The 10,221-nt window shown below is 71.2% G+C and carries 1 protein-coding gene; it reads left to right on the top strand.

Translation table 11 applies throughout. The features are described 5' to 3' along the window. Nucleotides 1-10,221 (top strand): non-ribosomal peptide synthetase (locus ON39_RS28900; RefSeq protein WP_040739119.1); only part of this gene is annotated, 10,221 nt, incomplete at both ends.

The raw sequence follows: 10,221 nt of genomic DNA, 5'->3' as shown, positions 1-10,221 counted from the left end.
CAGCAGCGCCCCGCGCGGGTGCCGCTGTCGCTCGCGCAGCAGCGCATGTGGTTCCTCAACCGCTTCGACCCGGACTCGGCCGTGGACAACATCCCGGCCGCGGTGCGGCTGTCCGGCCTGCTCGATCGCCAGGCGCTGCAGATCGCGGTCGCCGACGTGCTGGCCCGGCACGAGTCGCTGCGCACCTTCTACCCGGAGGTCGATGGCGCCGCGCACCAGCAGACCGTGCCCACCGCCAAGGTGATCCCGGACCTCGCGCCCTTCGAGGTGACCGAGGCCGAACTGCCGCAACGGCTTTCGGAGCTGGTGCTGACCGCGTTCGACGTCACCGCCGAGGTGCCGTTCCGGGCCAGGCTGTTCGAGGTCAGCCCGACCGAGCACGTGCTCGCCCTGGTGGTGCACCACATCTCGGCCGACGGCTTCTCCATGGGCCCGCTGACCCGGGACGTGATGACCGCCTACGGCGCTCGCGTCGAAGGCGGCGAACCAGCTTGGCGGCCACTGGAGGTCCAGTACGCCGACTTCGCGCTCTGGCAGCGCGCGGTCCTCGGCGACGAGGACGATCCGGAGTCGGTGATCGCCCAGCAGATCGCCTACTGGTCGAACTCGCTGGCGGGGCTGCCCGACCAGCTCGACCTGCCCACCGACCGGCCGCGCCCCGCGGTCGCCTCCGGCCGCGGCGCGACGCACACCTTCGAGATCGACGCCGAGACCCACGGCAAACTCACCGAACTCGCGCGCACCAGGGGCGCGACGCTGTTCATGGTCGCGCACACCGCGCTGGCCGTGCTGCTCGCCCGCCTGTCCGGCGAGGACGACATCGCCATCGGCACCCCGGTCGCGGGCCGCGGTGAGCGCGCCCTCGACGACCTGATCGGCATGTTCGTCAACACGCTGGTGCTGCGGACGCCGATCGACGGCGCGGCGACGTTCACCGACCTGCTGCGCACGGTGCGCGCCACCGATATCGCCGCGTTCGGGCACGCGGACCTGCCGTTCGAGCGGCTGGTCGAGATCCTGAACCCGGCGCGCTCGCAGGCGCGGCACCCGCTGTTCCAGGTGCTGCTGTCGTTCCAGAACCTCGGTCAGAACAGCCTCGAGCTGCCGGGGCTGACGGTCAGCGGCGTCGAATTGCCCATCGACACGGCGAAATTCGACTTGCAGCTGACGCTCTCGGAGCAGAGCGCTACCCAGGCGGCGAACGGCACGGGCGCGGAGCCTGCTGGTATCAGTGCCGAATTCGTCTACGCCACCGACCTTTTCGATCCGGAGACGGTGGCCGAGCTCGGGCAGCGGTTCACCCGTCTGCTCGGCGCGCTCGCCGCGGAGCCGGACCGGCCGATCGGCGATCTGCCGCTGCTCGACGAGCAGGAGATCGAGCAGGCCCTGCGCGGCTGGAACGACACCGGGCGTGATCTCGGTGCGCCGACCACGCTTGTGGCCGAGTTCGCGGCGCAGGCTCAGGCCACTCCGGACTCGGTCGCGATCATCGATCCGGCCACCGAAACCTCGCTCACTTACGCAGATTTCGGTGCCCGCGTACACCGGCTCGCGCGGAAGCTGATCGAGGCGGGCGTCGGCCCGGAGACCCTGGTCGCCCTCGGCCTGCGGCGCTCGGTGGACCTGGTGGTCGCCGCGTACGCGGTGCAGGAGGCCGGCGGCGGCTACGTGCCGCTCGACCTCGACCAGCCCGCCGACCGGGTGAACTACGTGCTCGACTCGGCCGATCCGGTGTGCGTGCTCACCACGTCCCGCGACGCCTTCGCGGCCGACGGGCGCGCCGTGCTGTCGATCGACGAGCTGGACCTGTCCGCGTACTCGGACGAGCCGGTGACCGACGCCGAGCGGCGCGCGCCGCTGCGGCCGGAGCACCCGGCGTACGTGATCTTCACCTCCGGCTCGACCGGGCGCCCCAAGGGCGTCGCGGTGCCGCACGCCGCCGTGGTGAACCAGATCCGCTGGATCACGGGCGAATACGGCATCGGCGCCGACGACGTCGTGCTGTTCAAGACCCCGGCGACGTTCGACGTGTCGGTGTGGGAGCTGTTCGGCCCGCTGACCACCGGCGGCCGCATCGTCGTGGCGAGCGCGGACGGGCATCGCGACCCGCAGTACCTCGCGGACGTGATCGCCGCCGAGCGCGTCACCATGACCTCGTTCGTGCCGTCGATGCTCACCGTCTTCGCCGGAAACGTCGAGGCCACCGGCGGCAGCGCCGCCCTCGCCTCGCTGCGGACGTTGTTCGTGGCCGGTGAGGCGTTCACCGCTGAGGCGGTCACCGCCATTCGCCGGGTCACCTCGGCAAAGCTCTACAACCTTTACGGCCCAACGGAATTCACCGTGCACGCCACGCACGGCCCGGTGGCCGACGAGGTGACCGGCGCGGTGCCGATCGGCCTTCCGGTGTGGAACGCCCAGGCGTACGTGCTCGACGCCCGGTTGAACCCGGTGCCGTCGGGTGTCGCGGGTGAGCTGTATCTCGCGGGTGATCAGCTGGCCCGCGGCTACTTCGGTCGCGCCGACCTGACCGCGGATCGCTTCGTGGCCAACCCATTTGGTGTCGAGGGCGCTCGGATGTATCGCACCGGTGACCTCGTTAGATGGGTGCCCGCATCGCGAAGCGATTCCATGAGGGGTGGCGGCCGGGCGACGGGTGGGCATTACACCGGTGCCATCGAGTACATCGGCCGCACCGACTTCCAGGTGAAGCTGCGCGGCCTGCGGATCGAGCTCGGCGAGATCGAAACCGCGCTCGCCGCACACGATTCCGTGGCCCAGTCGGTCGCCATGGTGCGCTCGGACGCGCACACCGGCGATCAGCTGGTCGGCTACGTGGTGCCGGTCAGCGGGGCCACGGTCGACGTCGACGAGCTCAGGACCCACCTGGCCGACCGGCTGCCGTCGTACATGGTGCCCGCCGCGCTCGTGGTGCTCGACGCCATGCCGCTCAACCCCAACGGCAAGCTGGATCGGCGCGCGCTCCCCGAACCCGCCTTCGAGGCCAGGGAGTTCCGCGCGCCGTCCACCCCGATCGAAGAGATCGTGGCCAACACCTTCGCCGAGGTGCTCGGCCTGGTCGCCCCCGACGGCGAGCGCGCCGTCGGCCTGGACGACGACTTCTTCGAGCTGGGCGGCAACTCGCTCATCGCCACCCAGGTGGTCGCCCGCCTCGGCGCCGCGCTCGACACTCGCGTGCCGGTGCGGACCCTGTTCGAGGCGCCCACCGTCGGCGCGCTGGCCGCGCGGATGGAGGCGCACCAGGGCACCGGCCGTCGCCGCGAGCTCGTCGCGGGCCGGCGTCCGGCGCGCATTCCGCTCTCGCTCGCGCAGCAGCGGATGTGGTTCCTCAACCGGTTCGACAACCAGACCGCGGTCAACAACATCCCGCTCGCGGTCCGGCTCACCGGCTCGCTCGACACCGACGCGCTGCGCCAGGCCGTCGCCGACGTGGTCGACCGGCACGAGGTGCTGCGCACCGTCTACCCGGAGACCGCCGACGGTCAGGGTGTCCAGGTGGTGCTGCCCGCCGGGCAGGAGACCATCGAGCTGACCCCGATCGAGGTCTCGGAGACCGAGATCCAGGACCGCGTCAGCGAATTGGTGCTGACCGGATTCGACGTCACCACCGAGGTGCCGGTGCGGGCCCAGCTGTTCCGTGTCGCCGGCTCCATGGACGGCTCGCAGCCGGACACCCACGTGCTGGTCTTCGTGGTGCACCACATCTCCGGCGACGGCTGGTCGGTGCGGCCGCTGGCCCGCGACGTGATGATCGCCTACGCGGCCCGCTCGCGCGGCGAGGCTCCCGCCTGGGCGCCGCTGCCGGTGCAGTACGCCGACTACGCGCTGTGGCAGCGGGAAACCCTTGGCTCCGAAGACGATTCGTCCTCGCTGATCGCCCAGCAGGTCGCCTACTGGTCCGCCAATCTGGCCGGGCTGCCCGACCAGCTCGACCTGCCGTCGGACCGCTCGCGGCCCGCCGTGGCGTCCAATCGCGGTGGGGTGTACGAGTTCTCGCTCGACGCGCGCCTCGTGCGTGAGCTCAACGCGCTCGCCAGGGCGCACGGCGCGAGCCTGTTCATGGTGGTGCACGCCGCGTTCGCCGCGCTGCTCGCGCGGCTGTCCGGCAGCGACGACATCGCCATCGGCACCGCGGTCGCCGGACGTGGCGAGGCCGTGCTCGACGACGCCATCGGCATGTTCGTCAACACGCTCGTGCTGCGCAGCACCGTCGACCCGGCCGCGTCCTTCGCGGACCTGGTCGCGCACACCAAGGACCGCGACCTCGCGGCCTTCGGACACGCGGACCTGCCGTTCGAGCGGCTGGTCGAGATCCTGAACCCGGCGCGCTCGCAGGCGCGGCACCCGCTGTTCCAGGTGATGCTGTCGTTCCAGAACACCGGTGAGGCCTCGTTCGAGCTGCCCGGCCTCGAGGTCGCGGGCGTGCCGCTGGACGTGGTGACGGCCAAGTTCGATCTGCACCTGAGCCTGTCCGACCGGTTCGACGCCGACGGCTCGGCCGACGGCATGACCGCCGAGTTCGCCTACGCGACGGACATGTTCGAGGCGAGCACGATCGCGCGCGTCGCGGACCGGCTCGTCCGGCTGCTGACGGCGGTCGTCGCGGACTCGTCCGTGGCGATCGGCGACGTCGAGCTGCTCGACTCGGCCGAGCACGCGCAGGTGGTCGCGCGCTGGAACGACACCGCGCATCCGGTGGACGAGTCGGCGACGCTGGTGTCGATGTTCGCGGCCCAGGCCGCGCGGACCCCGGACGCCACAGCTCTCACGTTCGAGGGGACAAGTCTCTCTTACGCCGAGTTCACGGCGAGGGTGAATCGCCTTGCGCGCCACCTCATCACGCTCGGCGTCGGCCCCGACACCATGGTCGCCCTCGGCATGCGCCGCTCGATCGAGCTGGTCGTCGGCATGTACGCGGTGAGCGTCGCGGGCGGTGCCTATGTGCCGCTGGATCCGGATCACCCCGCCGAGCGCACCCACTACGTGCTCGACACCGCCAAGCCGGTCTGCGTGCTGACGACCGCGCGCGACGAGTTCGACGCGGGCAAGACGCCCGCCATCGAGCTCGACCGCCTGGATCTGACCGGTGTCTCGGATGCTCCGGTGACCGATGCGGATCGTCTTGCGCCGCTGCGTCCGTCGAACACGGCGTACGTGATATTCACCTCCGGCTCCACCGGCCGCCCCAAGGGCGTGGCGGTCAGCCACGGCGCGATCGTCAACCGCCTGGTGTGGATGCAGGCCGAGTACGGCTTGGAGCGCACCGATGTGGTGCTCCAGAAGACGCCCGCCACCTTCGACGTGTCGGTGTGGGAGTTCTTCTGGCCCTTGCAGATCGGCGCGCGCCTGGTCGTCGCGAAGCCGGACGGGCATCGCGATCCGGGCTACCTGGTCCAGGTGATCACCGAGCAACGGGTCACCACCGCCCACTTCGTCCCGTCCATGCTCTCGGTGTTCGTCGCCGAGCAGCGCGCGGACGAATGCACCTCGCTGGTCAACGTTTTCGCCTCCGGCGAGGCCCTGCCCGCGGCCACCGCGCAGCGGATGCAGGAGCTCACCGGCGCGCGCCTGCACAACCTGTACGGCCCGACGGAGGCCGCCGTCGACGTCACCTTCCACGAGGTGGACGAGGACGACACGGTGTCCGTGCCGATCGGCGCGCCGGTGTTCAACACCCAGGTGTACGTGCTGGATTCGCGCCTGCACCCGGTGCCGGTGGGCGTCGCGGGCGAGCTGTATCTCGCGGGCGCGCAGTTGGCCCGCGGCTACGTCGCGCGGCCCGAGTTGACCGCGGATCGGTTCGTGGCCAACCCGTTCGGGGCCGACGGTGAGCGGATGTACCGCACCGGTGACCTCGTCGCGTGGACAGCCTCCGGCGAGCTGGAGTACTTGGGCCGCACCGACTTCCAGGTGAAGCTGCGCGGCCTGCGCATCGAACTCGGCGAGATCGAGTCCGCGCTCACCGCGCTGGACTCCATCGCCCAAGCCGTCGTGGTGGTGCGCTCGGACGACCGGCTCGGCGATCAGCTCGTCGGCTACGTCGTGCCGACCGCGGGTCACGCGATCGACCTCGACGGCGTGCGCGCCGAGCTCGGCGGCGAGCTGCCCGCGTACATGGTGCCCTCGGCCTTCGTGGTGCTCGAGCAGTTCCCGCTCAACGCCTCCGGCAAACTGGACCGCAAGGCGCTGCCCGCGCCGGTGTTCGAGGCCAAGGTGTTCCGCGCCCCGTCCACCCCGATCGAGGAGATCGTCGCGGGCACCTTCGGCGACGTGCTCGGCGTGGCCAGGGTCGGCCTGGACGACGACTTCTTCGAGCTGGGCGGCAACTCGCTGCTCGCCACCCAGGTGACCGCGCGGCTCGGCGCCGCGCTGGACACCCAGCTGGCGGTGCGCGACCTGTTCGAGGCCTCCACGGTGGCCGCGCTGGCCACCCGGGTCGAGCGCAACGCGGGCTCGGGCAGGCAGCGGCCGAAGCTGGAGACCGGCGAGCGGCCCGCGCGGATCCCGCTCTCGCCCGCGCAGCAGCGCTACTGGTTCCTCAACCAGTTCGACACCGCCACCTCGGCCGTCGACAACATCCCGCTGGCCGTGCGGCTGTCGGGCACGCTCGACGTCGCGGCGCTGGAACAGGCGATCGGCGACGTGTTCGCCCGCCACGAGGTGTTGCGCACCACCTACCCGCGCTCGGCGGAGGGCCCGCATCAGGTGATCCGGCCCGCGGCCCAGTCCGCGGCCGCGCTCACCCCGGTCGAGGTCACCGAGGCCGATCTGCTCGGCGCGGTGATCGCGTTCGCGCTGACCACCTTCGACGTCACTGTCGAGGTTCCGCTCGCGGTGGCGCTGTTCCGGATCGTGCCGGAGAACGGCGGTGCCGCCTCGGGCACCGACGAGCACGTGCTCGCGTTCACCGTGCACCACGTCGCCGCCGACGGCTCGTCGATGGGCCCGCTGGCCCGCGACGTGATGGCCGCGTACGTGGCTCGCGTGCAAGGCGATGCGCCGCAGTGGCTTCCGCTGCCGGTGCAGTACGCCGACTACGCGCTGTGGCAGCGCGCGGTGCTCGGCTCCGAGGACGACCCGGAATCGCTGGCCGCACAGCAGGTTTCCTACTGGCAGACGGCGCTGGCCGGGCTGCCCGATCAGCTGGAGCTGCCCGCCGACCGGCCGCGCCCGCCCGCGCAGTCGTTCCACGGCAAGGCGATTCGCTTCGAGATCTCCCCGGAGCGGCACGCCCGCCTGCACGAGCTGGCGCGGGCGAACAACGCCTCGCTGTTCATGGTGGTGCACGCGGCGCTGGCCGTGCTGCTCTCGCGGCTGTCCGGCACCGACGACATCGCGGTCGGCACCCCGATCGCGGGCCGCGGCGAGCGCGAACTCGACGACCTGATCGGCATGTTCGTCAACACGCTGGTCTTCCGGACCAGGGTCACGCCGGACGTCCGCTTCGCCGACCTGCTCGCCGACGTCAAGGAGCGCGACCTCGAGGCGTTCGCCAACGCGGACGTGCCGTTCGAGCGCCTCGTCGAGGTGCTCAACCCGGTGCGCTCCACGGCGCGCAATCCGCTGTTCCAGGTGGGCCTTTCGTTCCAGAACCTGGCCGAGACCACCTTCGAGCTGCCGGGTCTGTCGGTGAGCGCGGTCAACTTCGACTCCCAGCTCGCCAAGACCGATCTGCACGTCACGCTGTACGACCGGTACGCCGAGGACGGCACGCCCGCCGAGATCATCACCGAATTCGGTTACGCCATCGACCTTTTCGATGAGGACACGGTCCAGGGCTTCGCCGACCGGTTCGTGCGCGTGCTCGACGCCGTCGTCGCCGACGCCGGCCTGCCGGTCGGCGAGATCGACCTGCTCGCCGCCGAGGAGCGCACCCGCATCCTCGGCACGTGGAACGACACCGCGCACGAGGTCGACACCGCCGCGACGCTGGTGTCGCTGCTCGACGCCTCGGTCGCGGCGACGCCGGACGCGATCGCGCTCGTCGCCGACGAGCCGACCGGACGGCATCAGCTGACCTACGCCGACCTGGATCGCCGGGTGAACCGCCTGGCGCGCTACCTGATCCAGCGCGGTGTCGGCCCGGAGGACCGGGTGGCGCTGGCCATCCGCCGCTCCACCGACCTGGTTGTCGCCATGTACGCGGTCGCGAAATCCGGTGCGGCGTATGTGCCGATCGATCCGGACCAGCCGGCCGAGCGGACCGACTACATCCTCGCGACCGCGGCGCCGGTCTGCGTGCTGACCACCGGCCGCGACGGATTCCGTACCGCCGCGACCGAGGTCGTGCAGCTCGACGCGCTGGACCTGACCGCGTTCGCGGCGGACCCGGTGACCGGCGCCGAACGCACGCGGGCGCTGACCCCGGTCAACACCGCGTACGTGATCTTCACGTCCGGCTCGACCGGCCAGCCCAAGGGCGTCGCGGTGCCGCACGCGGCGATCGTCAACCAGTTGCAGTGGGAGACCGCGGCATTCGGCCTCGGCGCGGACGACGCGATCCTGCTGAAGACCGCCGCGACCTTCGACCTCTCGGTGTGGGAGTTCTGGACCGCCGCCGCTTCCGGTGGGCGCCTGGTGATCTCGGCGGCCGACGGCCATCGCGATCCGGCCTACCTGAACGAGCTGATGCGTACCACCGAGGTCACCACGCTGCACGTGGTGCCGTCGATGCTCGACTCGCTGCTCACCGAATCCGGTGGCCGCCTGGCGAGTTCGCTGCGCCGGGTGCTCGCCATCGGCGAGGCGCTGCCCGCGGCGACCGCGCAGCGGTTCCGCAGGGACAACCCCTCCGCGCTCTACAACCTGTACGGCCCGACCGAGGCCGCGGTGTCGATCACCAGCCACCTGGTCACCGACGCCGACCAGGTCGCGGTGTCGATCGGCGCGCCGGAGTGGAACAGCCGCGTCTACGTGCTCGACGCCAGGCTGCGGCCGGTCCCGGTCGGTGTCTCGGGCGAGTTGTACCTGGCCGGTGCGCAATTGGCGCGCGGCTACTTCGGCCGGGCGGATCTGACCGCCGACCGGTTCGTCGCCGATCCGTTCGGCGCGGCCGGTGCGCGCATGTACCGCACCGGCGACCTGGTGGCCTGGAACGCCGCCGGCGAGCTGGATTACCGGGGCCGCACCGACTTCCAGGTGAAGATCCGCGGCTTCCGCATCGAGCTCGGCGAGATCGAGGCCGCGCTGCTGCGCCAGCCCGCGATCACCGCGGCCGCCGTGCTCGCGCACACCGATCCGAACATCGGCGACCGCCTCGTGGCGTACGTGGTGCCGCGTGCGGGCCAGCTCGACAAGCGCGGGCTGCAGGCCGCGCTCGCCGCCGAGCTGCCGTCGTACATGGTGCCCTCGGTGCTCGTCCAGCTGGACGCGTTGCCGCTCAACGCCAACGGCAAGCTCGACCGAAAGGCGTTGCCGCAGCCGACCTTCGAGAAGGCGGTGTTCCGCGCGCCGGTCACCCCGATCGAGCAGATCGTGGCGAACACGTTCGCGGACGTGCTGCGCATTTCGGATCGCGAAGGCGCGGAATCGAAGCGGCTCGGCTTGGACGACGACTTCTTCGCCTGGGGCGGTAACTCGCTGCTGGCCACGCAGGTCGCGGCCCGCCTCGGCGAGGCGTTGAACACTCGCGTGCCGGTTCGACTGCTGTTCGAGGCGTCGACCGTCGCCGCGCTGGCCGTGCGGGTCGAGCAGCACGCCGACGCGGGCGGGCGCAAGGCGCTCACCGCGGGTCCACGGCCGGAACACATTCCGCTGTCGCTCGCGCAGCAGCGCATGTGGTTCCTCAACCGGTTCGACACCCAGTCGGCGGCCTACAACGTGCCGATCGCGGTCCGGCTCACCGGCGCGCTCGACGTGGCCGCGCTGCGAGCCGCGATCGCGGACCTGGTGAGCAGGCACGAGATCCTGCGCACCATCTATCCGCAGACCGACAGCGGCCCGGTGCAGGTCATCCTGCCGCCGGCCCAGGCCGTGCCGCGGCTCGAGGTGCGCGTGGTCGCGCCCGCGCAGATCGAGTCCGCCGTGGTGGCGCTGACCTCGACGATGTTCGACGTCACCACCGAGGTGCCGATGAAGGTCGCGCTCTTCCAGATCGCGGGAGAGTCGGCCGAGTCAACGCCTGACGCTGCACGTGATGTGGAGTACGTCCTGGCCATGGTCGTGCACCACATTTCCGGCGACGGCTCGTCGGTCGGCCCGCTG

Source organism: Nocardia tenerifensis NBRC 101015 (assembly GCF_000308715.1).
GTDB lineage: Bacteria > Actinomycetota > Actinomycetes > Mycobacteriales > Mycobacteriaceae > Nocardia > Nocardia tenerifensis.
The sequence above is the reverse complement of the archived record's forward strand: the minus strand, read 5'-3'. Positions and strand labels throughout refer to the sequence as shown.